This window comes from Achromobacter sp. HZ34 (genome assembly GCF_002209485.1).
Lineage (GTDB): Bacteria > Pseudomonadota > Gammaproteobacteria > Burkholderiales > Burkholderiaceae_B > Bordetella_C.
The window spans coordinates 227676-250372 of the sequence record NZ_NJIX01000004.1; the positions used below are offsets into that span (position 1 = coordinate 227676).

Annotated in this window: 20 protein-coding genes; 3 read left to right on the top strand and 17 right to left on the bottom strand. The window is 65.7% G+C overall.

Features of this window, described 5'->3' with window-relative positions; all coding sequences use genetic code 11:
• Positions 1–41 precede the first annotated feature (41 nt).
• From hisC to CEY05_RS17645, 16 genes are all read right to left on the bottom strand, one after another.
• Positions 42–1229 carry a histidinol-phosphate transaminase gene (gene hisC / locus CEY05_RS17570; RefSeq protein ID WP_088596797.1) on the bottom strand — a complete coding sequence of 396 codons (1188 nt, stop codon included), beginning with the start codon at positions 1227–1229 and terminating at the stop codon, positions 42–44.
• Positions 1226–2530: a histidinol dehydrogenase gene (gene hisD / locus CEY05_RS17575; RefSeq protein WP_088597634.1), complete on the bottom strand. Its 1305-nt coding sequence runs from the start codon at positions 2528–2530 to the stop codon at positions 1226–1228. The genes hisC and hisD overlap by 4 nt, the downstream gene beginning before the upstream one ends.
• A 91-nt stretch (positions 2531–2621) precedes the next feature.
• Positions 2622–3317 (bottom strand): ATP phosphoribosyltransferase, encoded by a 696-nt coding sequence (gene hisG, locus CEY05_RS17580; protein ID WP_088596798.1) that lies wholly within the window; start codon positions 3315–3317, stop codon positions 2622–2624.
• A gap of 70 nt (positions 3318–3387) precedes the next feature.
• Positions 3388–3630: a BolA family protein gene (locus CEY05_RS17585; protein WP_088596799.1), complete on the bottom strand. Its 243-nt coding sequence runs from the start codon at positions 3628–3630 to the stop codon at positions 3388–3390.
• A gap of 5 nt (positions 3631–3635) precedes the next feature.
• Positions 3636–4448, bottom strand: coding sequence for an ABC transporter permease (locus tag CEY05_RS17590; protein ID WP_088596800.1), 813 nt, complete (start codon positions 4446–4448; stop codon positions 3636–3638).
• The gene (locus tag CEY05_RS17595) at positions 4445–5254 is read right to left on the bottom strand and encodes an ABC transporter ATP-binding protein (protein WP_088596801.1); all 810 of its coding nucleotides are present in this window, start codon (positions 5252–5254) and stop codon (positions 4445–4447) included. The genes CEY05_RS17590 and CEY05_RS17595 overlap by 4 nt, the downstream gene beginning before the upstream one ends.
• A gap of 98 nt (positions 5255–5352) precedes the next feature.
• Positions 5353–5985 carry a phospholipid-binding protein MlaC gene (locus CEY05_RS17600; protein WP_088596802.1) on the bottom strand — a complete coding sequence of 211 codons (633 nt, stop codon included), beginning with the start codon at positions 5983–5985 and terminating at the stop codon, positions 5353–5355.
• 60 nt (positions 5986–6045) lie between these two features.
• Entirely contained in the window at positions 6046–6897 is an 852-nt protein-coding gene (locus tag CEY05_RS17605) for a VacJ family lipoprotein (RefSeq protein WP_088596803.1), read from the bottom strand.
• A gap of 73 nt (positions 6898–6970) precedes the next feature.
• The gene (gene mlaD / locus CEY05_RS17610; protein WP_088596804.1) at positions 6971–7465 is read right to left on the bottom strand and encodes an outer membrane lipid asymmetry maintenance protein MlaD; all 495 of its coding nucleotides are present in this window, start codon (positions 7463–7465) and stop codon (positions 6971–6973) included.
• A 63-nt stretch (positions 7466–7528) separates the two neighbouring features.
• On the bottom strand, positions 7529–8347 hold the full coding sequence (gene mlaE, locus CEY05_RS17615) for a lipid asymmetry maintenance ABC transporter permease subunit MlaE (protein WP_088596805.1): 819 nt from the start codon (positions 8345–8347) through the stop codon (positions 7529–7531).
• Positions 8344–9180 carry an ABC transporter ATP-binding protein gene (locus tag CEY05_RS17620; protein WP_198952819.1) on the bottom strand — a complete coding sequence of 279 codons (837 nt, stop codon included), beginning with the start codon at positions 9178–9180 and terminating at the stop codon, positions 8344–8346. The genes mlaE and CEY05_RS17620 overlap by 4 nt, the downstream gene beginning before the upstream one ends.
• A gap of 419 nt (positions 9181–9599) precedes the next feature.
• Positions 9600–10130 carry a chromate transporter gene (locus CEY05_RS17625; RefSeq protein WP_088596807.1) on the bottom strand — a complete coding sequence of 177 codons (531 nt, stop codon included), beginning with the start codon at positions 10128–10130 and terminating at the stop codon, positions 9600–9602.
• Positions 10127–10816 (bottom strand): chromate transporter, encoded by a 690-nt coding sequence (locus CEY05_RS17630; protein ID WP_198952820.1) that lies wholly within the window; start codon positions 10814–10816, stop codon positions 10127–10129. Before CEY05_RS17630 ends, CEY05_RS17625 begins: the two co-directional genes overlap by 4 nt.
• Positions 10817–11027: 211 nt before the next feature.
• Positions 11028–12491: a glutamate synthase subunit beta gene (locus CEY05_RS17635; RefSeq protein ID WP_088596809.1), complete on the bottom strand. Its 1464-nt coding sequence runs from the start codon at positions 12489–12491 to the stop codon at positions 11028–11030.
• 48 nt (positions 12492–12539) lie between these two features.
• Complete coding sequence (locus CEY05_RS17640) at positions 12540–17300, bottom strand: glutamate synthase-related protein (RefSeq protein ID WP_088596810.1); 4761 nt, start codon at positions 17298–17300, stop codon at positions 12540–12542.
• A 261-nt stretch (positions 17301–17561) separates the two neighbouring features.
• The gene (locus tag CEY05_RS17645) at positions 17562–18278 is read right to left on the bottom strand and encodes a hypothetical protein (RefSeq protein ID WP_088596811.1); all 717 of its coding nucleotides are present in this window, start codon (positions 18276–18278) and stop codon (positions 17562–17564) included.
• Positions 18279–18560: 282 nt separating this feature from the next.
• Between CEY05_RS17645 and fghA the strand changes: the two genes are divergently transcribed.
• From fghA to rpoH, 3 genes are all read left to right on the top strand, one after another.
• A complete protein-coding gene (fghA, locus tag CEY05_RS17650; RefSeq protein WP_088596812.1) occupies positions 18561–19415 on the top strand; it encodes an S-formylglutathione hydrolase in 855 nt (284 codons plus the stop codon).
• Positions 19416–19533: 118 nt separating this feature from the next.
• Positions 19534–20217, top strand: a complete 684-nt coding sequence (locus CEY05_RS17655; RefSeq protein ID WP_369825961.1) for a hypothetical protein — start codon at positions 19534–19536, stop codon at positions 20215–20217.
• 228 nt (positions 20218–20445) lie between these two features.
• Positions 20446–21330, top strand: coding sequence for an RNA polymerase sigma factor RpoH (gene rpoH, locus CEY05_RS17660; protein WP_088596813.1), 885 nt, complete (start codon positions 20446–20448; stop codon positions 21328–21330).
• 295 nt (positions 21331–21625) lie between these two features.
• Here rpoH and CEY05_RS17665 read toward each other — a convergent pair whose 3' ends face one another.
• The gene (locus tag CEY05_RS17665; protein ID WP_369825969.1) at positions 21626–22453 is read right to left on the bottom strand and encodes a phosphodiesterase; all 828 of its coding nucleotides are present in this window, start codon (positions 22451–22453) and stop codon (positions 21626–21628) included.
• Positions 22454–22697: the final 244 nt, after the last annotated feature.

The following is a 22697-nucleotide window of genomic DNA, read 5'->3' on the forward strand; positions in this document are numbered from 1 at the left end:
ACTCGTAAAGAACGTTCGTATGAGCGGAGCGGGCCAGGGGCTCAGGCGGCGGAGGCTTGCTTCAGGCCCGCCGATTGTGGCGGATGACCGAGGATTTCCCGCAGCGCCGCCAGCAGGGCCGCGTTTTCCGCGGGGGTGCCGATGGAGATGCGCAGGCAATTCTTGAGCAAAACGTCGCCGCCACCGAATGCACGGACCCATATTTTGCGCGATTTCAGCGCTTGATGCACGGCATCCGCTCCTAACTCCTCCGAAAAGCGGACCAGCAGAAAGTTGGCGGCGGACGGATAGACCGTTGTACCGGGCAGTTCGGCCAGGGCCCGTGCCAGCGGTTCGCGGTCGGCGCGCAGCTGCGCGGCCTGGGCGTCCAGCACCGGTTTATGGGCCAGCACGGCCAGCAACACCGCTTCGGTCAGCACGTCGACGTTGTAGGGCGGGCGGACTTTGTCGAATTCGCCTATCCACGCCGGCGGCCCGGCCAGATAGCCGAAACGCAGGCCGGCCAGGCCCAGTTTGGACACGGTGCGCAGCACGACCGCATTGGCCAGCTCCGCCGCGCGCGGCATCCAGGTCTGGTCGGCGAAGGGCTGGTAGGCCTCGTCGATGACCACCAGGCCCGGCGCCGCTGCCAGGATGGCCTGCACGGCCGCGGCCGGCCACAGGCCGCCCGTCGGGTTGTTGGGCAGGGCCAGGAAGATGACCTTGGGCCGGTGCGTGGCGATGGCCGCCAGCATGGCGGGCAGGTCGAGTTCCAGGCCGGTGGTCAGGGGGACCCCGACGTAGCGGGCGTGGTTGTAGCGCGCCGCCATCTCGAAGATGACGAAAGACGGCGCCGGCGCCAGCACCACGTCGCCGGGTTCGCAGCAGGCCTGCACGATCAGGTGTATCAGCTCGTCCGAGCCGTTGCCGAACAGCAGTGCCGCTTGCGCCGGGATGTCGAAGGCCTCGCGCACGGCCCGGTGCAGGGTGGCCGCGTCGCCGGGATACCGGTTCAGGGCCGTGGCCCATACCGCGGTGGCGATGTCCTCGCGCACCTCGTCCGGCAGCGGGTAGGGATTTTCCATGGCATCCAGCTTGATGCCGCCTTCGGCATGGCCGACGGCATAGGCGGCGATGGCCTGGATATCGCGCCGCACGGTGGCTGCCGCGGCGGCGGCCGCAGGCGATGCAACCGCAGATGACCCGGGTGCAGGTGACCCAGCCGCGGCGCCGAGCGCGTCCTGGATCATGGCTTGTCGAGCCGGTATTCGGCGCTGCCGGCGTGCGCCTGCAGTCCTTCGCCGTAGGCCAGTTCGGCGGCGATGCGGCCCAGCGTCTGGGCACCCTCGCGCGACACCTGGATCAGGCTGGAACGCTTCTGGAAGTCATAGACCCCCAGCGGCGACGAGAAACGCGCGGTGCGCGAGGTGGGCAGCACGTGATTGGGCCCGGCGCAGTAGTCGCCCAGCGATTCCGAGCTGTAGCGGCCCATGAAGATGGCGCCGGCGTGACGGATGCGGTCGGCCCACTGCTGCGGGTCCACGGTGGAGATTTCCAGGTGCTCGGGCGCGATGTCGTTGGCGATGGCGCAGGCTTCTTCCAGGTCGCGCACCAGGATCAGGGCGCCACGGTTGGCCAGGCTGGTGCGCAGGATGTCGGCGCGCGGCATGGTCGGCAGCAGGCGTTCGATGGCGGCGGCCACCTGGTCCAGGTAGGCGGCGTCCGGGCACAGCAGGATGGCTTGCGCCAACTCGTCGTGTTCGGCCTGCGAGAACAGGTCCATGGCGATCCAGTCCGCCGGGGTCTGGCCGTCGCAGATGATGAGGATTTCGCTGGGACCGGCGATCATGTCGATGCCCACCGTGCCGTAGACACGCCGTTTGGCGGCCGCCACGTAGGCATTGCCGGGGCCGACGATCTTGTCCACTTGCGGGATGATGGCCGTACCATAGGCCAGCGCGCCCACGGCCTGGGCGCCGCCGATGGCGTAGGCGCGGTCGACGCCGGCGATGGCGGCGGCGGCCAGCACCATGGGATTGCGGATGCCGTCCGGCGTCGGCGTCACCATGATCAGTTCCGGCACGCCGGCGACCTTGGCGGGAATCGCGTTCATCAGCACCGACGACGGATACGCGGCCTTGCCGCCCGGCACATACAGGCCGACGCGGTCCAGCGGCGTGATCTTCTGGCCCAGCACGGTGCCGTCGGCTTCGGTATAGGTCCAGGTCTCGCCACGCTGGCGCTCGTGGTAGGCACGCACGCGGGCAGCGGCGGACTCCAGGGCCTCGCGCTGGGCCGTCGGCAGCGATGCCAGGGCGGCATGCCAGCTGTCCTTGGGAATTTCCAGGGCGGCGACGCTGTCGGCCGGCACGCGGTCGAAGCGGCGCGTGTATTCCAGCAGCGCCTCGTCACCGCGCGTGCGCACGGCATGCAGGATGTCGGCCGCGGTGCGGTCTATGGATTCGTCTTCCGAGGCTTCGAAAGCCAGCAGCTGGCGCAGGGCGGAGGCGAAGCCCGGATCGCGGGCGTCGAGGCGGTTGATCAATGCCATGGTGTTCATCCCATTCCGGTGCCGGCGGACACGCGCCGGCATCGGGTAAAAATTCATCAAGCGAAAACGGCTTGCAGGCTTAGCCTGAAGGTCAGCTTCCAACAGGGGTGGCGCTGGCCTTCTGGAAGGCGTCGAGCAAGGGTTGCAGGCGCTCGCCACGGGTTTTCAGCGCGGCCTGGTTGACGACCAGGCGCGAGGAAATATGCATGATGTCCTCGACCGCGACCAGGTTGTTGGCGCGCAGCGTGCCGCCCGAGGACACCAGGTCGACGATGGCGTCGGCCAGTCCCACCAGCGGCGCCAGCTCCATGGAGCCGTACAGCTTGATCAGGTCCACGTGCATGCCCTTGGCGGCGAAGTGCTCGCGCGCCGCCGTCACGTACTTGGTGGCCACGCGCAGGCGCGCACCCTGGTGGACCGCCTTCTCGTAGTCGAAACCGGTGGGTACGGCCACGCACAGGCGGCATTTGGCGATATTCAGGTCGATGGGCTGGTACAGCCCGCCCGGATGCTCTGCGGCATGCTCGATCAGCACGTCCTTGCCGGCGATGCCCAGGTCGGCCGCGCCGTACTGGACATAGGTCGGTACATCGGAGGCGCGCACGATGATCAGGCGCAGGCCGGGATCGCTGGTCGGGATGATCAGCTTGCGGGAGTTTTCGGGATTCTCCGTGACCTCGACACCGGCGGCGGCCAGCAGCGGCAGGGTTTCCTCGAAAATGCGGCCTTTGGAAAGGGCCAGCGTCAGCGGCGTGTCCTGGCGGCCGTTCTGGGAGATGGAGCTCATGCGGTTTCCTTGCCGTATCGACTCTTTATTGGGGGCAGCGCGCCTGGATACAAGCTGCGCGGCACGCGCATCAGCGCCCGGCCTCGTATTCGGTCGGGGTCAGGGTACGCATGGACAGGGCGTGGATCTCTGCTTTCATGCGGTCGCCCAGGGCGGCGTAGACGAGTTGATGGCGGGCGATGGGCCGCTTGCCTTCGAAGGCCGCGCTGACGATGACGGCGTCGAAATGCGAACCGTCGCCCTGCACGTCGATATGCTCACAGGACAGGCCGTCGAGTATGTATTGTCGGACTTGTTCGGGAGTGGGAAGCATGGTCGTCAATTCCGGAGTTTGTAGCCACTGGCCAGCAGGCGTATGGCGTGAGTGGCCAGCGCCAGGAACACCACACCCACCACCGCCAGGCTGCGCCAGGGCGACACGTCGGAAACCGAGAAGAAGCCGTAGCGGAAGCCGTCGATGGTGTAGAAGAGCGGGTTCCAGTGCGATACGCCTTGCCAGAAAGCCGGCAGCGTATGGATGGAGTAGAACACGCCGGACAGGAAGGTCGCCGGCATGATGAGGAAATTCTGGAAGGCCGCCAGCTGGTCGAATTTTTCCGAGTACAGGCCGGCCACCAGGCCCAGGCTGCCCATGATGCCGCAGGCCAGCACGGCGAAAACCAGCACCCACAGCGGATGGGCGGGATGCAGCGGCGTGAAGAACAGGGCCACCACCCACACGCACAGGCCCACCGCCAGGCCGCGCACGATGGCTGCCAGCACGTAGGCGCCGAAGAGATCGCGGTAGGACAGGGGCGGCAGCAGGATGAACACCAGATTGCCCGTGATGCGGCTCTGGATCAGGGACGATGATGGATTGGCGAAGGCATTCTGCAGCATGCTCATCATCATCAGGCCCGGGATCAGGAAGGACGTGTAGGCCACGGTGCCGTACACCTGGACCTTGTCCTGCAGGACCTGCGCGAACACCACCAGATACAGCAAGGCGGTAATGACCGGCGCGGCGATGGTCTGGAAGCTGACCTTCCAGAAACGCAGCAGTTCCTTGCGCAGCAGGGTGGGAAAGCCGGAACCCGCATTCAGGTCGGGCGCTACCAGGGGCAGCGCGCGCGGTTCGATCGGCGGCGTCACGACAGCACCTCCGTCAGGCGGGTTTCCTCGTCCTGCTGGCCTTCGCCGTGCATGATGCGCACGAAGGCGTCTTCCAGGTCGACGCCGCCCACGCGGGCCATCAGTGCCTGCGTGGTATCCAGCGCGACGATGCGGCCGCCCTTGAGCATGGCGATGCGGTTGCACAGCGCTTCCGCTTCTTCCAGGTAATGTGTGGTCAGCATGATGGTGTGGCCGGCCTTGTTCAGGCGGACGATGAATTCCCACAGGGTGCGGCGCAGATCGACGTCGACACCCGCGGTGGGTTCGTCCAGCACGATGACCGGCGGCCGGTGCACCAGCGCCTGAGCCACCAGCACACGCCGTTTCATGCCGCCCGACAGCGCGCGCATATTGCTGTCGGCCTTGTCGGCCAGGCCCAGGTTGAAGAGGATTTCGTCGATCCAGTCGTCATTGCGGCGCAGGCCGAAATAGCCGGACTGGATGCGCAAGGTCTCGCGCACCGTGAAGAAAGGGTCGTAGACCAGTTCCTGCGGCACCACGCCCAGCGAACGGCGGGCGATGCGGAAATCATCGACGACATCGTGGCCACAGATGCTGGCGCGCCCGCTGCTGGCGCGGGCCAGGCCGGCCAGGATGGAAATCATGGTGGTCTTGCCGGCCCCATTGGGACCGAGCAGCCCGAAGAACTCACCGTGCTCGATGTTCAGGCTGACGTTGCGCAGGGCCTGGAAGCCCGGCTTGGCTGGTTTACCCAGCCATTTTTTCCACCCGGGATGGCGCGGGGTGTAGATTTTCGAGACGTTTTCGAGACAAACGGCGGACATGGGACGGCGACGAGCCCGTAAAAGAGCGAATCACGCATTATACGGTCGCCGCCGACCGGCATGCCCGGGCGGCGCGCGGGGTTATCGCGCGTAGCCGTTTACTGATTGCGCTGGTTGAGCGCCTTGATCAGGCCATCGATGCCGTTCTGGTTGATCTGCTGGGCGAACTGGTTGCGGTAGTTCTGGATCAGCCAGATGTTTTCCACATTCAGGTCGTAGATCTTCCAGCCGGAGCTGGTCTTTTCCAGGCGGTAGTCGACGCTGGTGTTCTGGCCGTTGGACTGGCTGATCTGGGTGCGCACCACCACGTCATCCGCCTTGGCATCGCCACGGAAGGGCAGCGTCTTGGAGACGGTCTGGTCGTCCACGCGGGTCAGGGCGCCGGCATAGGTACGCACCAGCGTGCCGCGGAAGGCTTCCGCCAGGTCTTTCTGCTGGGCCGGCGTGGCCTGGCGCCAGTAGCGGCCGGCGCTCAGGCGGGTGGTTTTCTCGAAATCGACATAAGGCAGGATGCGCTGCGTCACCACCTGGTTGACGCGGGCGACATCGCCGGCCTTGACGCCACCGCCGGACTTCAGCGCGGCCAGGGTTTCGTCGGCGACCTGCTGTACGAATTTGTCCGGGGCACCGGTGGCGTCCGGGGCCGCATGCGCCACGTGGGCGGCGCCCAGGCCGAGCAGGCCCACCAGGGCCAGGCGTTGCAACAGGGAACTAGCGGGGAAAAACCGCATGGAGACTCCTTACAGATACGGGAAGCGGCGGCACACCGGCAAACGGCGTGCCGCGCGGATTTAGCGCTTGGCCGGAGAGACCGTGCCCGACTGGTTGGCGCCAGGCGCCGGGACGGTGGGGGTCGCCGGGGCGGTTCCAGGCGCCGATTTGGCGTCCGTGCCGCCATCGTCATCGCTGTAGTCAGGCAGCTTGTCCTGGCCCTTCTGACCCAGCACCATGGCATTGCGGCGTTGCAGATACGCATCACGCACGAAGCTGTAGGGATCCAGGGCGATGCGGTCGACGGTGTCGGTCGCATCCAGCAGGCTGGCGCGGCGGTCGACGATTTCCAGGCCATACAGCGAGTTGCGCACGCGCACGTTGTCGATGGCCCCCACGCTGGTGTAGGTATTGCCGACGAAGTCACCGGCCATGCCTACGCCGTCACGCACCGAGCTGGAGCCCCACAATGGCAGCACCAGGTACGGACCCTGGCTGAAGCCCCAGACGCCCAGGGTGGTGCCGAAGTCGTTGGGGATGCGCGGCTGGCCGTTGGCCGTGGCGACGTCGATACATCCGCCCACGCCCAGCGTGGTGTTGAACAGGAAGCGGCCAACCGTGTTGATGGCATCCAGGCCGCGGCCTTGCAACATGCTGTTGGCGGCGGCCCAGACGTCGGCGACGTTATTGAACATATTGTGCACGCAGGTGCGCACCGGCTGCGGCGTGACGTAGGTGTACCCCACGGAGATCGGGCGCAGGAAGTTGCGGTCGACCGCGTCGTTGAACGAATACACGCCCCGGTTGAAGCCTTCCCACGGGTCGCGCGGGTCGGGATTCTGCACGGACGCGCAGCCTGCCAGGGTCAGTCCGGCCGCGGCGAACGAGGCGACGCGCAAAAGACCGGTCCAATAAAAAGAGGGGGTGTTCATATTGTTTCTTGTATCTGTCAGGCTTCTCGGAGGAGACACCCGTGTCTGGAGACGCCAGGTGTCACGGAAGTGCTCAGTTCTTGGGGGCCGCGTCCCCGGCCGGCGCGGAACCCTGTTTTTCGGCCGATCCATAAAGGAACTGGCTGATCAGGTTTTCCAAGACGACGGCGCTTTGTGTATAGCGGATTTTTCCGCCATCGGCAAAATTATCTTCTTCGGTGCCGGCGGTGACGCCGACATATTGCTCGCCCAGCAGTCCGGAAGTCAGGATGGAGACCGACGAATCCTTGGGAAATTTGTAGCGGGTGTCCAGTTGCAGCGTGACGACGGCCTGGAAGGTCTTGTCGTCGAAGCCGATCTTGGCGACGCGGCCGACCACGACGCCCGCGCTCTTGACCGCGGCCCTTTCCTTCAGGCCGCCGATATTGTCGAAATTGGCGCTGACGCTATAGGTCGGCGCAAAGGAGAAGGTGCTGAGGTTGCCGGCGCGCAGGGCCAGGAACACCAGGGCGGCGGCTCCCAGCAGCACGAACAGGCCTACCCAGAAATCGGTTTTTTCGCGTGACATATGTATCCGTCAGGTGTGCGTATCAGTATCAGCAGGATTGAGTTTTTGTGGGCAGTGGCCGGGTCAGTTGCCGAACATCAGTGCGGTCAGCAGGAAGTCCAGGGCCAGCACGGCCAGCGAACCCACCACCACCGTCCGGGTGGTGGCGCGCGCCACGCCTTCCGGTGTCGGCCTGGCCTGCCAGCCTTCGTAGAGCGCCACCAGCGTGACCGTGATGCCGAACACGATGCTCTTGATCACGCCGTTGGCGACGTCGGACCAGACGTCCACGCCGCCTTGCATCTGCGACCAGAAAGCGCCGGCGTCGACGCCGATGATCACCACGCCGACGACCCAGCCGCCCATGATGCCCACCATGGAAAATACCGCGGCCAGCACCGGCATGGCGATGATCCCGCCCCACAGGCGCGGCACCAGCACCCGGCGCATCGGGTCCACCGCCATCACTTCCATGGCCGACAACTGCTCGCCGGCCTTCATCAGGCCGATTTCCGCCGTCAGCGAGGTGCCCGCGCGGCCGGCGAACAACAGGGCCGTGACCACCGGACCCAGTTCGCGCACCAGCGACAGGGCCACCAGCAGGCCCAGCGATTCCTCGGAGCCGTAGCGGCGCAGGGTGTAATAACCCTGCAGGCCCAGCACGAAGCCGACGAACATGCCGGATACGGCGATGATCAGCAGCGAATAGTTGCCGATGAAGTGGATTTGCTGCGACACCAGGCGGGGCCGGCGCAGCGCGGTGCCGCTGCGTCCCAGCAGCGCCAGGAAGAAGCGGGTGAAATAGCCGAGGCCCGCGATGGTGCCGCGCACCCCGCCGCCCAGGCGGGAGATAAGCCCCGGGCTTTTGTGCCCCGCACGCTCCACTCTGCTGCTGTCTGTCATGGCTTGCTCCCCTCCTGGCGCGCCAGCCAGCGCGCGAAGGCCGGGGTTTCGGGATAGTGGAAGGCCACCGGTCCGTCGGGCGCGCCGTCCAGGAACTGGCGCACGTAGGGATCCTGCGAGGCGTTCAGTTGCTGGGGCGTGCCGGCGGCTGCCTGGCGGCCCTGGCCGACCAGATATACCTGGTCGGCGATGGAAAAGGATTCCTGGACGTCGTGGGTGATCAGCACCGAGGCGCATCCCAGGCGGTCGGCCAGACTACGGATGAGGCGGGCCGTGATGCCCATGGAAATGGGATCCAGGCCGGCGAAGGGTTCATCGTAGAGAATCAGTTCGGGCTCCAGGACCACCGCGCGCGCCAGGGCCACGCGGCGCGCCATGCCGCCGGAGATTTCAGATACCTTCAGATGCGCGGCGGCGCGCAGGCCCACGGCCTGCAGCTTGTCCAGCACGCGGCTGACGATTTCGGCCTCGTCCAGGCGCGTGTGTTCGCGCAGCGGAAAGGCGACGTTTTCAAAGACGTTGAGGTCGGTGAACAGGGCGCCCTGCTGGAACAGCACGCCCATGCGCTTGCGCAGGGCCTGCAACTGGGCAGGGGTGGCCTGGGCCAGGTCCTGGCCGAAGGCGCACACGGTGCCGGCCCGGGCGATCAGCTGGCCGGTGGCGGCACGCAGCATGGTCGTCTTGCCCGACCCGGAGCCACCCATCACGGCCACGACCTGTCCCGGCGCCACCGTCATGGTGATGCCGCTCAGGACGGTGAATTCGCCGTATCCCAGGGAAACGTCGTCGAATTGCAGCGCAGCGTGCTGTTGGTTTGCGGGTAGGTCAGGCATAGAGGGGAAGGCAGTGGACGGGTCATTCCGTCCCCCGAAATCTGGACCGCACATTGTATAGCCTGAGCATCAGGGGCGCTCCCAGACACATCTCAGGTGCCGGAGAGCATGACATGACGGCCTGTTGACGCGGCAGTGGCCGGCAGCGGAGCCGATTAAACCAGGGAAGTGCCCGTCAAGATCGCCTAATTGCAGAGAAATTCTGTGATATTTCGAGAAATTGGATGAGCAGCCGCTACGGCAGGGCGTTGCCTGGAGGCGCTCGATTCGGCGTCAAAATGTCGATCTTCGCCGACTTGACGGGAGATGCGAGGAGAAAAACCGCTGTAGACGAACAATCCGCGCACTGCGCAGCCGGCGTCCGAGGATTCAGCCGGCGCGCCGTGCAACATTCAAGCGGAGATTTGCGGAATGGCGTCTCAGCGCAACACCAGGCAGAAGACCAGCGCGCCGGTACCCATCAACAGGAAGGGACTGACGCGCGTGTAGATGAGCAGCACCGTAGCCACCGCCGCGACGCCCCAGGCCCAGGGTCCACCCTCGGCGGCGCGCAATATGGTGCAGGACGCAGCCAGGATCATGGCCGCGGCCACCGGGGCCAGGCCGATTTCGATGGCGCGGGTCCAGCGCTGGTGTTTGTAGCGCGCCCAGACGCGCGCCAGTCCGTAGACCAGCAGGCTGCTAGGCACGAAGATGGCGATCGACGCCAGCAGCGCGCCCAGGATGCCGGCAACCTGCCAGCCGACCAGGGTTACCAGTATCGACCCCGGTCCGGGAGACACGCGCGACAGGGCGAACAGGTCGAGGAACTGGTTGTCGTTCATCCACCCATAGACGTTGACCGCCTGGCGGTGGATGTCGGCGACCACGCTCTGGCCACCGCCGACGGTCAGGAAGGACAGCGGCGTGAATACCGTGAACAGGTCGAACAGATGAGCAGCGGATGTCATGGCCGGGTTTCCGCATCCACATCGGCACGGGCACCGCCATCCGCGCCTGTAGCCGATCCTGCGCCGGCACCTGCGTGCGCCATCGCCGCGGCCTGGCCTTCCCGGCGCAGGCGCAGCCAGGCCAGCAGGATGGACAGGGGCGCCATGGCGCCGACCACCCACAGCAAGGGCAATTGCGCCAGGAAAATGCCGCCGAAGGTGATCACCATGATGACGATGGGCGCGGCGCCGTAGGCAGCACGGTACGCCGCCCGTATGCCCATCTGCAGCGACAGGCCCACCGCGGCGGCCGCTACGCCCGCCAGCACCCGGTGCGCCAGGGGCGCGTGGGCGATTTCGCCGAAGGCCGCCGCCACCATGATGGCCACCAGCATGGCCGGCACCACCATGCCCAGCGCGCCCACCAGCGCGCCACGGCTACCGCGCAGCTGGTAGCCGATCCAGATCGCCAGGTTCACCACGTTGACGCCGGGGAAGGCCTGGGCCAGCGAAAGGCCGCTGAGGAACTGGTCCTCCGACAGCCAGCGCCGCCGCTGGACGAATTCGCGCAGCATCCAGCCGCTCAGGCCGCCGCCGAAGCTGGTCAGGCTGATCTTGCTGAACGCGGTGAAAATCTGTGCCAGGGTGGGCGGCGCGCCGAGTTCGACGGGTGGCTGCGAGGCAGTGGCGGAGGCGGGGGATCGCACGGAGGCACCCGGTATGAGGGATGAAGGCCGGCCCGGCTGGCCAGCGTATGAACAGGCGCTGATCTTACCTAAATGCAGTTGTCGAAAGACTTAATTATGGGATACCAAAGTGGCTGAGGCGTCGGGAAACCGATACAGCGCGCTCAAAAGAAAGCCCGCCGGATGAGTCCGGCGGGCAAGGCTTCCAATGCTGAGCAAGTGCAGCGTGACCTTAACGCGGCAGGTCGCTTTCACCCATCAGGAACTCGTCGACGGAGCGGGCGGCCTGGCGGCCTTCGCGGATGGCCCAGACCACCAGCGATTGCCCCCGGCGCATATCGCCCGCGGCGAAGACCTTGTCCACGCTGGTGCGATAGTCGTCCGTGTTGGCGCGCACGTTGCCACGGCTGTCGCGGTCCACGCCGAAGGCGTCCAGCACCTTTTGCAGGGGCGACACGAAGCCCATGGCCAGCAGCACCAGGTCGGCCTTCATTTCGAATTCCGAACCCTCGACTTCCTGCATCTTCATCTGGCCGGTGGCTTCGTCCTTGACCCATTCGACGCGCGCCGCCACCAGCTTCTTCACCACGCCATTCTCGCCTTGCAGCGACTTGGTGGTGACCGCCCAGTCGCGGTCGCAGCCTTCGTCATGCGAGGACGACGTGCGCAGCTTGACCGGCCAGTAGGGCCAGGTCATCGGCTTGTTTTCCGACTCGGGCGGCTGCGGCAGCAGTTCGAACTGGGTGACCGACGCGGCGCCGTGGCGGTTGCTGGTACCCACGCAATCCGATCCGGTGTCGCCGCCGCCGATGACGATGACGTGCTTGCCCTTGGCCAGCGTCTGGCCCGACAGGCGGTCGCCCGCCACGGCCTTGTTCTGCTGGCGCAGGAAGTCCATGGCGAAGTACACGCCTTCCAGTTCACGACCGGGCACCGGCAGGTCGCGCGGGTTTTCCGCGCCGCCGGTCATGACCACGGCGTCGAATTCTTCTTTCAGCGAGGCCGGCGTGCGGGTGGTCAGGCCGTCTTCGGCATCGGCGGGTTCGCCGATATACGTCGACGGGCAGAACTCCACGCCTTCCGCTTCCATCTGCGAAATACGGCGGTCGATCTGCGCCTTTTCCAGCTTGAAGTCGGGAATACCGTAGCGCAGCAGGCCGCCGATGCGGTCGCTCTTTTCGAATAGCGTCACGGCATGGCCGGCACGCGCCAGTTGCTGCGCGCAGGCCAGTCCGGCCGGGCCCGAACCCACCACGGCAACCTTCTTGCCGGTCTTGCGCACGGGCGGTTGCGGTGCAACCCAGCCTTCTTCCCAGCCCTTGTCGATGATGGCGTGCTCGATCGACTTGATGCCCACGGCGTCGTCGTTGATGTTCAACGTACAGGCGGCCTCGCAGGGCGCCGGGCAGATGCGGCCGGTGAACTCGGGGAAGTTGTTGGTGGAGTGCAGCACGTCCAGCGCCTTGCGCCATTGCTGCCGGTACACCAGGTCGTTCCAGTCCGGGATGATGTTGTTGACGGGGCAGCCGTTGTTGCAGAACGGAATGCCGCAGTCCATGCAGCGCGCCGCCTGCTGCTTGGACTGGTCGTCGTCCAGGCGCAAGACGAACTCGCGCCAGTTCTTCAGGCGCGCGGTCGGCGCGGCGTAGGCTTCATTCAGGCGCTGGAATTCCAGAAAGCCGGTGATTTTTCCCATGGTATTGCTAGTCCTATACCTGTGTCCGGTGAGGGCGATTGCGCACTTTTAAGCGGCCATCTTCTGCGGGTTGGCCGCGCGCCACATTTCACCCAGCGCGCGCTTGTAGTCAGTCGGCATGACCTTGACGAACTTGCCGCGCGAAGCTTCCCAGTCGCCCAGGATTTCGCGGGCGCGGTAGCTGCCGGTGTAGCGGAAGTGTTCTTCCACCAGGCGGCGCAGGATGGTTTCGTCGGTCTGGCGTTCATGGCCGCGCTGCGCGCTGTGCCACACGTCGATGTTGTTCAGCGCTTCCTGCTCGCTGTGCGGCAGGACGCTGTCCAGTTCGACCATGGACAGGTTGCAACGATGGCGGAAGCTGCGGTCCGGATCCCAGACGTAGGCCACGCCGCCGGACATGCCCGCCGCGAAGTTGCGGCCGGTGCCACCCAGCACCACCACGGTGCCGCCGGTCATGTATTCGCAACCGTGGTCGCCGGTACCCTCGACCACCGCGGCCGCGCCGGAGTTGCGCACCGCGAAGCGTTCGCCCGCCACGCCGTTGAAGAAAGCCTCACCTGCCAGCGCGCCGTACATGACGGTATTGCCGACGATGATGTGGTCCGGGCCGAAGCCGCGGAAGTCGTTGGGCGAGCGCACGATGATGCGGCCACCCGACAGGCCCTTGCCGACGTAGTCGTTGCCTTCGCCCACCAGGTCCATCGTGATGCCGTGCGCCAGGAACGCGCCGAAGCTCTGGCCGGCGGTGCCGTTGCACTGGATGTGGATGGTGTCGTCCGGCAAGCCTTCGTGGCCGTAGCGCGCGGCCACCGCGCCCGACAGCATGGCGCCGATGGTGCGATTGCGGTTGCGCACGGGCACGATGAAGGACACCTTCTCGCCGCGCTCGATGGCCGGGCGGCTGCGTTCGATCAGCTGGTGATCCAGGGCGGCGGCCAGGCCGTGGTCCTGTTCCTCGACCTGGCGCAGCGGGCCGTCCGTTTCCGGCTGGTAGAACACGCGGCTGAAGTCCAGGCCGCTGGCCTTCCAGTGGCCGATGCCGGCGCGGGTGTCGAGCAGGTCGGCACGGCCGATCAGCTCGTCAAAGCGGCGGATGCCCAGCTGGGCCATGATTTCACGCACTTCCTCGGCGATGAAGAAGAAGTAGTTGACGACGTGCTCGGGCTTGCCCTGGAACTTGGCGCGCAGCACCGGGTCCTGGGTGGCCACGCCCACCGGGCAGGTGTTCAGGTGGCACTTGCGCATCATGATGCAGCCTTCCACGACCAGCGGCGCGGTGGCGAAGCCGAATTCGTCGGCGCCCAGCAGCGCGCCGATGACGACGTCGCGGCCGGTCTTCATCTGGCCGTCGGCCTGCACGCGGATGCGGCTGCGCAGGCGGTTCAGCACCAGCGTCTGCTGGGTTTCGGCCAGGCCCAGTTCCCACGGCGTACCGACCTGCTTGATCGACGACACCGGCGACGCGCCCGTGCCGCCGTCATGGCCGGCGATCACCACATGATCGGCCTTGGCCTTGGCAACGCCCGTGGCCACCGTGCCCACGCCCACTTCGGACACCAGCTTGACCGAGATCGAGGCCTTGCTGTTGACGTTCTTCAGGTCGTGGATCAGCTGGGCCAGGTCTTCGATCGAATAGATGTCGTGGTGCGGCGGGGGCGAGATCAATCCCACGCCCGGGACCGAGTAGCGCAGCTTGGCGATGTATTCCGACACCTTGTGGCCAGGCAGCTGGCCGCCTTCGCCGGGCTTGGCGCCCTGCGCCATCTTGATCTGGATCTGGTCGGCGCTGGCCAGGTATTCGGCGCTGACGCCGAAACGGCCCGAGGCCACCTGCTTGATCTTGGAACGCAGCGAATCGCCCGCGGCCAGCGGCACGTCGGCTTCGATACGGTCCTCGCCCAGGACGCTGGCCAGCGTGTCGCCGTCCTTGACGATGCTCTTGCCGCCGTTGCGCATTTCGCCGCGATAGCGCAGTTCGTCTTCACCGCCTTCGCCGGTGTTGGACTTGCCGCCGATACGGTTCATCGCCACCGCCAGCACCGAGTGGGCTTCGGTGGAGATCGAGCCCAGCGACATGGCGCCGGTGGCGAAGCGCTTGACGATGTCCTTGGCCGATTCCACTTCGTCCAGCGCGATGGCGCGGGACGGATCGAAGCGGAATTCGAACAGGCCGCGCAGGGTCATGTGGCGACGGCTCTGGTCGTTGATGATCTGGGCGTATTCCTTATAGGTACGGTAGTTGTTGGCGCGCGTGGCGTGCTGCAGCTTGGCGATGGAGTCCGGCGTCCACATGTGTTCTTCGCCGCGCACCCGGTAGGCGTACTCGCCGCCCGCTTCCAGGTCGCTGGCCAGCACCGGATCGCTGCTGAAGGCGGCGCGATGCAGGCGCAAGGCTTCCTCGGCCACTTCGAAGATGCCGATGCCTTCCACCGTGCTGGAGGTGCCGGTGAAGTACTTGTTGACCAGCGCCGATTGCAGGCCGACGGCTTCGAAAATCTGCGCGCCGGTGTAGGACATATAGGTGGAGATGCCCATCTTGGACATGACCTTGTTCAGGCCCTTGCCGATGGCCTTGACGTAATTCTTCACCGCCTTTTCCGGATCCGCCATCTGCTCCAGCGCTTCCAGCGCCAGGTAGGGGTGGATGGCTTCGGCGCCGTAGCCGCCCAGCAGGGCGAAGTGGTGCACTTCGCGCGCCGAACCGGTTTCCACCACCAGGCCGGTGTTGGTGCGCAGGCCGGCGCGGATCAGGTGCTGGTGCACCGCCGAGGTGGCCAGCAGGGCCGGGATGGCGACGCGGTCGTTATCGACCAGGCGATCGGACACGATCAGGATGTTGAAACCGCTGCGCACCGCATCGACGGCGCGGGCGCACAGGGCCGCCACGCGGGCTTCGATGCCCTCGCGGCCCCAGGCGGCGGGATACGTGATGTCCAGTTCCTGGCTGCGGAATTTCTTGCCGGTGACCTGCTCGATGTCGCGGATCTGGGCCATGGCGGCGCCGTCCAGCACCGGCTGCGCGACTTCCAGGCGCAGCGGCGGGTTGACGTTGTTGATGTCCAGCAGGTTGGGCTTGGGCCCGATGAAGGACACCAGCGACATCACCATCTGTTCGCGGATGGGGTCGATGGGCGGGTTGGTGACCTGGGCGAACAGCTGGCGGAAGTAGCTGTAGAAGGCCTTGGGGCGGTTCGACAGCACGGCCAGGGGCGCGTCGTTGCCCATCGAGCCGATGGCTTCCTCGCCGGTGATCGCCATGGGTTCGAGGATGAACTTGTAGTCTTCCTGGGTCCAGCCGAATGCCTGTTGGCGGTCGAGCAGCGACGACGCCGAGCGGTCGGGCGTGCTGGCGGCCTTGGGCGTCGGCAGCGATTCCAGCTTGACGCGCAGGCGCTCGATCCACTGGCGGTACGGACGGGAATTCGACAGTTGCGACTTGATTTCAGCGTCGTCGATGATGCGGCCCTGTTCCAGGTCGATGAGGAACATCTTGCCGGGCTGCAGGCGCCACTTCTTGACGATGCGGTTTTCCGGAATGGGCAGGGTGCCGGATTCCGAAGCCAGGATGACCATGTCGTCATCGGTGACCAGGTAGCGTGCGGGACGCAGGCCGTTGCGGTCCAGGGTGGCGCCGATCTGGCGGCCATCGGTGAAGGCCACCGCGGCGGGGCCGTCCCACGGCTCCATCATGGCGGCGTGGTATTCGTAGAAGGCGCGCCGGCTTTCGTCCATCTGGGTGTGCTGTTCCCAGGCTTCCGGGATCATCATCATCATGGCGTGCGCCAGGGAATAACCGGAATTCACCAGCAGTTCCAGGCAGTTGTCGAACGTCGCCGTGTCCGACTGGCCTTCATAGACGATGGGGTAGAGCTTGGGCAGGTCGTCGCCCAGCACCGCCGACTGCATCATGCCTTCACGGGCGCGCAGCCAGTTGAAGTTGCCCTTGACCGTGTTGATTTCGCCGTTGTGGGCGATCATGCGGTACGGGTGGGCCAGCGGCCAGGCGGGGAAGGTGTTGGTCGAGAAGCGCTGGTGCACCAGCGCCACGGCCGAGATCGTGCGGGTGTCGGCCAGGTCGCGGTAGTAGCGGCCGACCTGGTCGGCCAGCAGCAGGCCCTTGTAGACGACGGTACGCACCGACGCCGACGGCACGAAGTATTCCTTGCCGTGGGCCAGGCGCATGTTCTGGATGGCGTGGCTGGCGGTCTTGCGGATGACGTAGAGCTTGCGTTCCAGCGCGTCCGGCACCATCACGTCGGCGCCGCGGCCGATGAACAGCTGGCGGATCACCGGTTCCAGGCCGCGCACGGCGGGCGACATGGGCATGTCCACGTCCACCGGCACGTCGCGCCAGCCCAGCACAACCTGGCCCTCGGCGCGCACCGCGCGTTCGAGTTCCTGTTCACAGGCCAGGCGCGACGCGGTTTCCTTGGGCAGGAAGACCATGGCCACGCCATATTCGCCCGGCGGCGGCAGGGCCACGCCTTGCTGCGCCATTTCCTCGCGGTACAGCGAGTCGGGAATCTGGATCAGGATGCCGGCGCCGTCGCCCATCAGCTTGTCCGCGCCCACGGCACCCCGGTGATCGAGGTTCTCCAGGATCTTCAGACCTTGCTGGATGATGGCGTGGCTCTTGCGGCCTTTGATGTGGGCAACGAAACCCACGCCGCAGGCATCATGTTCGTTGTTCGGGTGATACAGCCCTTGCGGCGCGGGCAGGCCGGCGGGCGTGCCCGCGGTCATGCCGATGCGCGTGGCGTCGATGGGCGGTTCCGGCGGACAGGAGGGGGAGGTCAGGGATACGGACATGTCGCGCTCCAGGGGCGTGGGGCTGCTGAAAATAAGAATCTACGGGCGCAATGTTGCAGCGCAAGCCGCGACGATACTGCGCTGCAGCGCTAGCGGCAAGATAATTAAATGGGGTATGTCCCTAAATTAATGGACGTTAAACGTAACTCGTATAAATCGGGGACACATCAACGCGGTGTCCTATGTGTCCCCAAGAAGCACAGGCGTAAAAAAACCGGGACGGACCCGGTCTTTTCTATTGTCGCCCTCGCAGGCGCTGTCTCAAGGTGTTTCGGTGGACACGGGCTCCGCGGGCTTCTTGCGCGGGCGGCCGCGCTGGCCCGGGGTGACCCGGCGGCTGGCGGTGTGCGACAACGAGGCAATGAAGGACGGTCCGCCCAGCGCCCACTGCCCTTGCACCGCCTGGTCGACGCGCTGTATCTGTTCCTGCGACAAGCCTTCCTGCAGGCGGCGGCGATAGTTGGCCTGGCGGTCGAACGGCGTATTGCCACAGGACCAGTAATCCGTGTGATCCGACATCCACCCGGCCTGGGTGGCGGCGCTGCCCGTGTGTCCGGCCGCCGAGGACCACGGCCACAACTCGGCGTCGTGGGTGGCGCCGCTACGGACCGGATAGGTTTCCAGCCACACCAGGGCAGGTAGCACCCAGGCGCCCGGCTCGACCAGCGCGGACCGGTAACGGCCGGCGAAGACACGACCGCCGCGCAGGCGTGCGGCCAAGTTACGGCCCAGTGTCTGCATCAAGCGGGGCAGGCCTTCGCCGTCGACGGGCGTGGCCAGCAGCAGGATCCGGTCGCTGGCCAGCACCCAGCCATGCAGCGCGACGCGATTGCGCGTGGCGGTTTCGCCCAGCCAGGTGGCAACCTGGTTCAGGGTGTCCGCCGGCGCGGGCTGCGACGGGGCGGCCAGCGGGTGGATGAAATTGGCGAGGACCAGTTGAGGCAGTCCGGGGGCGTACAGTCGGGGCAGGCGTGCCATAGGATCTCAGGTCTTGAGCATGCGGCGCGCAAAAGAGCGCAGTGGCAATAAATGGTACCGCGTAAACGCCGCCGTGCAATACCAAGTAGATCCAAGATTACCCGACTCCCCGCTGTTACGGCACCCCTTCCGTCATCCGCGCGGCTTTCGACCTGTCCCCCGGCCGGTGGCGCGGCGCGCCGGCGGGTTAAGATTTCCTGCGTACGCCCGCTGTTTTTGCCGGGGCGAGCCCTGCTCGATCTCGTTTATCTTCCCTGCGCCTCATCTTTCAGGAGTTTCCCTATGGCCGGTCTGGAGCTGGTTTCCCAGCATCGCTGCTTCGGTGGTTGGCAGCGCTATTACCGCCACGATTCGGCCGCCATCGGCCTGCCGATGCGGTTTTCCGTATTCGTGCCGCCGCAGGCGGAACAGGGCCGGGTGCCCGTCCTCTTCTACTTGGCGGGCCTGACCTGCACTGAAGAGACGTTCATGATCAAGGGTGGCGCCCAGCGTCTGGCGGCCGAGCTGGGCCTGTTGCTGGTGGCGCCTGACACCAGCCCGCGCGGCGCCGGCATCGCCGGCGAGGACGACGGCTGGGATTTCGGCACCGGTGCCGGCTTCTACCTGGACGCGACCCAGGCGCCCTGGAGCAAGCACTACCGCATGTACAGCTACGTCACCGAGGAACTGTACGGCATGGTGACGGGCCAACACGCTGAACTGCCCGGCGACGCTGCTCGCACGGGCATCTTCGGCCATTCGATGGGCGGCCATGGCGCGCTGGTGCTGGCGCTGCGCAATCCGGTGAAATTCCGTTCGGTGTCGGCTTTCGCGCCGGTGGCCGCGCCCAGCCAGTGTCCCTGGGGCCATAAGGCCTTCGGTAACTATTTGGGACCGGACCGGACGGCGTGGGCGGCTTACGACGCTTCCGAATTGATGAGCAAGGCGCAGGCGCCCTTCCCCGGCGGCATCCTGGTGGACCAGGGCCTGGCCGATGCCTTCCTGGCCGAACAGCTGTATCCGGACGCCTTCGAAGCCGCCTGCGTGCAGGCGCGCCAGCCGCTGGACCTGCGCCGCCATGAAGGCTACGACCACGGCTACTACTTCATTTCCACTTTCATGGAAGACCACATCCGCTTCCATGCCCAGCGCCTGTGACAACAGACCGGCTGGGACTTCTCGTTACGCTTGTCCATAACCGGATGGGACTTGGGGCGGCACAGCGTTGACAGCATCTATATACTGAAAGTGTCGAAAACGTTGGCGGGGTAGCCGATTGGCTGTAGCTCCTTTCCTGTGGATTCTCGGGCCGGCCCTGGTGGCCTTGCTGTTGGGCGCTGTCCTGTTTCTTGGGCGCGGCGGGCCGCGCGATGCCACTGGCCGCAAGCAGTTCCGCCTGCGCCCGGTGCGCCGTCTGGTCGGTCTGCTGATCCTGGCCTTGGCCGTGGTGTCGGGGCTGCTGGGCGGTTCGCTATATCAGTTCCACCGCCTGACAACTGATCAGCCAGTGGCGACCATCCGGCTGGAACAGCAGGGCGAACGCCAGTACCTGGTCACCTGCCAGCTGGAGGGCGAGGCACCGCGCCAGTTCCAGGTTCGGGGCGACCAATGGCAGATCGATGCCCGTGTGGTGCGTTGGGAGTTGCCCGCGCTGCTGGCTGGCGTGCCGCCCCTGTACCGGATGGAGCGGCTGTCAGGACGCTACGACGACCCCGTGGCCGAGCAGTCGCAGCCGCGCACGGTCTATCCGCTGGGCGACACGCGCACACCGGACCTGACGACGCTGAAGCACCGCTTCCCCAACTGGCTGCCCTTCGTCGACGTGCAGTTCGGCAGCGGCGCCTACATGCCGATGTTCGACGGCGCGCAGTATCGGGTCCTGCTCGATCCCCGCGGTGCCTTGTTCGTGCGGCCGGCGGACAGCGCCACCACTGACGGGCTGAAACAGCGCGGCTGGTAAGCCAGACCTGGTAAGCCGGACGGGCGCACTACGCGGCCCGGGACCGGAAAATGTTCCGCCGCGGCGGGGGATAGTCCCGGCCTTTCTCCCTATTAACTGACAGGGATCAGGGTCTTCTCCTACATAGCGGGGAACTATGGACATAATGCGCATGTCCAATTAGCAGTCCAGCACTTCGAGTGCTAACATCAGTTCCACTTTATTAAGGTTTCCTGGAGAAAACTCACCATGAAACAGGCAAATTCCTCGTTGACGGTCTCTTCCAACGCCCTGGCTCTGGCTATCGCCAATCCCGGCTCGCTGGGGACGATCGACGCGTATATATCGGCTGTGAATCGTCTGCCGGTCCTGACCGCTGAGCAGGAGACTTCGCTCGGCCGCCGTCTGCGCGACAACGATGACCTTGGCGCCGCCCGTGAGCTCGTGCTGTCGCACCTGCGCCTGGTGGTGTCCGTTGCCCGCCAATATCTAGGCTATGGCCTGCCCCATGCCGACCTGATCCAGGAAGGCAATGTCGGCCTGATGAAGGCCGTGAAGCGTTTCGACCCTGAGCGCGGTGTGCGCCTGGTGTCCTTTGCCGTGCACTGGATCAAGGCGGAAATCCACGAGTACATCGTCAAGAACTGGCGCCTGGTCAAGGTGGCGACCACCAAGGCCCAGCGCAAGCTGTTCTTCAACCTGCGCAGCATGCGTCCGGACGGCAAGACCCTGGACAGCGAGAAGGTCGACGAGATCGCGCGCGAGCTGAACGTGCGTCGTGAAGACGTCAGCGAGATGGAAGTGCGGATGTCCGGCCGTGAACTGTCGCTGGAAAGCCAGGACGACGATGAGGATACCTATGCGCCCATCGCCTACCTGTCCGACGAAGGCCGGCAGGAACCGACCCGGGTGCTGGAACGCAAGGCGCGCGAACAGTTGCAAGGCGACGGCCTGAACGGCGCCCTGGACAAGCTGGACGCACGTTCCCGCCGCATCATCCAGGCGCGTTGGCTGCAGGACGACGGCGGTTCCACGCTGCATGAGCTGGCCGATGAGTTCGGCGTTTCGGCGGAACGCATCCGCCAGATCGAATCGGCGGCGCTGAAAAAGATGCGTGGGACGCTGGCGGCGTAACGGGTGGATACACATCGCGGGGAAAATACATAATCCTGGCGAAACTAAATTCCCCGCTGGTTACCTAATCAATTCGGGCTGCATGCTGATCGCAATGCCAGTATTGCGGCCCTCACCTGTCTCGGCTTCTCCTCTTTCCCCTCCCCTATGAGACAGGTGGTTTACGGGGCACCTGTGGGTGCCCCGTTTTTTATTGCCGTCGCAAGTGCCGTGGAAATCGATTCGGCCTGAGGACAGGTCGTCGACATCGACCGCTGCCACGGCGACCCAGGGGGGATTTTCCCTCTCCGCCGCTTCACGCGGCCTGGTCCGCTTCCAGCTGCTCCCACCCTTGCAACATGGCTTCCCATGCCCGGGGGTCCAGGCGCCGCACGCCGGTGGCCAGTGAGCCGTCCGGGTACAGCTTCAGCCAGCGATAGCCGGGCGCACTGGTATCCATGCGATGGCGGCCATCGCGGATGGTGAACTGGAAGCAGGTGGACGGCGAGGCCAGCAGGCGCATATTGCCGCGCCGGCGATCGAATTCCTGATGCACGTGGCCCCAAAGCAGGACACGGATATTGCGCCAGCGGCCCAGGTGGCGGAACAGTTCGGTGGCGTTGTCCAGCATCATGGTGTCGTGCCAGTCCGGCGTCATGGGCACGGCATTGTGATGCAGGGCCACCAGCACCGGCCGCGGCCCCGCGCTGGCGGCGGCGGTATCCAGCACTTCCAGCTGGTGGCGGTCCAGATGGCCGGCATTGGAACCGCTTACCGTGGAGTTCAACGCGATGACGCGCCAGGCGCCTACATCGGTCACCGGCTTGGCCCAGTGGCCCAGGGTGCGCGTCAGCATGGCGGGTGAATCATGATTGCCGGGCAGGCAGCGCACGGGCAAACCCAGTTCGCCCACCACGCGGGCGAAGCGGCGGTAGGCCGGCTCGCTGCCGTCCTGGGAAAGGTCGCCCGTTGCCAGCACCAGGTCGGCATCGCCATGTTCACGGTGGATCTGGTCCACCACGGCACGCAGGCTGGCCTCCGTATCGACACCCAGCATCAGGGTGGAATCCGCGCCCAGGTGGGCATCGCTCAAATGGATCAATAGAACCGGTCGGTCGGCATCGGCCGATGGCAGTGGCCGGATGGCGCCGGAGGGGAGGCCGGTGAGCGCGGACGGGGGAACAGGGGGCAAGGGGAACTCCGGCAACGGTATAGATAGCGCGATAGGGCACGCTGTCTTCACCTTAGCGAAATTCAGGCAGCTGCGGCATCCTCCACGCCTCAATTCGCGTAACCAAAAGTGCTTTCGGATTCCCTTCAAAACCCTATTCAGGTCGCCATATCCCGCGATCCGCCGATAAAGTCCGCTATCCTCTACGGTCAACGGG

Bases quoted from the DNA above. Each gene is read 5' to 3' on its own strand.
- hisC (WP_088596797.1), bottom strand. From the start codon at position 1,229: ATGATCCAGGACGCGCTCGGCGCCGCGGCTGGGTCACCTGCACCCGGG.
- hisD (WP_088597634.1), bottom strand. From the start codon at position 2,530: ATGGCATTGATCAACCGCCTCGACGCCCGCGATCCGGGCTTCGCCTCC.
- hisG (WP_088596798.1), bottom strand. From the start codon at position 3,317: ATGAGCTCCATCTCCCAGAACGGCCGCCAGGACACGCCGCTGACGCTG.
- CEY05_RS17585 (WP_088596799.1), bottom strand. From the start codon at position 3,630: ATGCTTCCCACTCCCGAACAAGTCCGACAATACATACTCGACGGCCTG.
- CEY05_RS17595 (WP_088596801.1), bottom strand. From the start codon at position 5,254: ATGTCCGCCGTTTGTCTCGAAAACGTCTCGAAAATCTACACCCCGCGC.
- CEY05_RS17600 (WP_088596802.1), bottom strand. From the start codon at position 5,985: ATGCGGTTTTTCCCCGCTAGTTCCCTGTTGCAACGCCTGGCCCTGGTG.
- CEY05_RS17605 (WP_088596803.1), bottom strand. From the start codon at position 6,897: ATGAACACCCCCTCTTTTTATTGGACCGGTCTTTTGCGCGTCGCCTCG.
- mlaD (WP_088596804.1), bottom strand. From the start codon at position 7,465: ATGTCACGCGAAAAAACCGATTTCTGGGTAGGCCTGTTCGTGCTGCTG.
- mlaE (WP_088596805.1), bottom strand. From the start codon at position 8,347: ATGACAGACAGCAGCAGAGTGGAGCGTGCGGGGCACAAAAGCCCGGGG.
- CEY05_RS17620 (WP_198952819.1), bottom strand. From the start codon at position 9,180: ATGCCTGACCTACCCGCAAACCAACAGCACGCTGCGCTGCAATTCGAC.
- CEY05_RS17625 (WP_088596807.1), bottom strand. From the start codon at position 10,130: ATGACATCCGCTGCTCATCTGTTCGACCTGTTCACGGTATTCACGCCG.
- CEY05_RS17635 (WP_088596809.1), bottom strand. From the start codon at position 12,491: ATGGGAAAAATCACCGGCTTTCTGGAATTCCAGCGCCTGAATGAAGCC.
- CEY05_RS17640 (WP_088596810.1), bottom strand. From the start codon at position 17,300: ATGTCCGTATCCCTGACCTCCCCCTCCTGTCCGCCGGAACCGCCCATC.
- CEY05_RS17645 (WP_088596811.1), bottom strand. From the start codon at position 18,278: ATGGCACGCCTGCCCCGACTGTACGCCCCCGGACTGCCTCAACTGGTC.
- fghA (WP_088596812.1), top strand. From the start codon at position 18,561: ATGGCCGGTCTGGAGCTGGTTTCCCAGCATCGCTGCTTCGGTGGTTGG.
- rpoH (WP_088596813.1), top strand. From the start codon at position 20,446: ATGAAACAGGCAAATTCCTCGTTGACGGTCTCTTCCAACGCCCTGGCT.